General features: G+C 73.5%; 1 pseudogene. It reads right to left on the reverse strand.

Features of this window, described 5'->3' with window-relative positions:
• Nucleotides 1-413, reverse strand: a pseudogene (locus G3I71_RS45500) (hypothetical protein); the annotation flags it as partial.
• Nucleotides 414-638: the final 225 nt, after the last annotated feature.

Genomic DNA, 638 nt, shown 5'->3' on the forward strand with positions numbered 1-638 from the left:
ATCTCCAGATCCGCTGCACCGACGATCGACCCGTCCACCAGGATGCGGTGCCCCGGCCCGACCTCGACGACGTCGTCCACGACCAGGTCCCGGACGCCGACCGACACCGGTTTCCCGGCGCGCCGCACCACCGGCCGGTCCTCCGCCAGGACGGCGAGCCGGTCCGTGGTCCGCCGGGCCCGCACCCCCTGGAACACGCCGAGGGCCGTGGCGGCCAACGTGACGACGACGAACACCGCGTCCTGAACGGGGCCGGTGACCATGACGGCCAGGCACAGCAGGCCGCAGAGCGCACCGGCTGGGGTGCGCAGGTGGGCCCGTACCACCGCGCGCACCGCGCGCGGGGCGGATAACGACGACGACCCGGACCGGCGGGGACCTTGCCCGGCAGCGCTCCCGCGTCGTCCGCTCATGAGTCCCCTGCTCCACGTTCCCGATGGCCGGAACCGGTCGGCCCCGGCTGAACGTACGGTACGAAAAGGGCCCCGCACCACCGCCGAAGGGCAGTCCCCGACCCTGACTTCCGTCAGGGTTCCTGGGGACCGCCGGCGACCCGGGCGCGGCCGGGGCGCGCTACTTGATCAGCAGCTGGTGGCTCGCCAACTCCCGGTAGAGGGGGCTGCTGTCGGTGAGTTCGT

The sequence above is a fragment of the Streptomyces sp. SID12501 genome, assembly GCF_010550245.1.
Lineage (GTDB): Bacteria > Actinomycetota > Actinomycetes > Streptomycetales > Streptomycetaceae > Streptomyces.